This is a genomic window from [Flexibacter] sp. ATCC 35208 (genome assembly GCF_001975825.1).
Taxonomy (GTDB): Bacteria; Bacteroidota; Bacteroidia; order Chitinophagales; family Chitinophagaceae; genus Chitinophaga.
The window spans coordinates 1-356 of the sequence record NZ_MTKN01000350.1 but is presented as its reverse complement, the minus strand read 5'-3'; the positions used below and the strand labels follow the sequence as shown (position 1 = coordinate 356).

At 41.0% G+C, this 356-nt stretch carries 2 tRNA genes; both read left to right on the top strand.

What is annotated here, in order from left to right:
• Positions 1-21: 21 nt before the first annotated feature.
• Positions 22-96, top strand: a tRNA-Ile gene (locus tag BW716_RS35870).
• A gap of 19 nt (positions 97-115) precedes the next feature.
• A tRNA-Ala gene (locus BW716_RS35865) sits at positions 116-189 on the top strand.
• Positions 190-356 lie beyond the last annotated feature (167 nt).

Below are 356 nucleotides of genomic sequence, written 5' to 3'. Positions count from 1 at the left end.
GTTGTTTCCTTCTTTTAATTTAGATCCGTAGCTCAGCCTGGTTAGAGCACTACACTGATAATGTAGGGGTCAGCAGTTCAAATCTGCTCGGGTCTACTACTTCAATAGGAAGTTCGGGGGGTTAGCTCAGTTGGCTAGAGCATCTGCCTTGCACGCAGAGGGTCATCGGTTCGACTCCGATATCCTCCACGAAGAAAAGTTCTTTAAGAATTTACAATGATGTTAGAACCATAAGGGTTCGCGCGGATCGGATCTGCAACATCAGCAAGTCTTAGAAATAAGATAAGCTCTTTGACATATTGGGAAAATAAAGTTGTAATACAGTATACAATTTGAAAGATATTTAAAGCGAATAA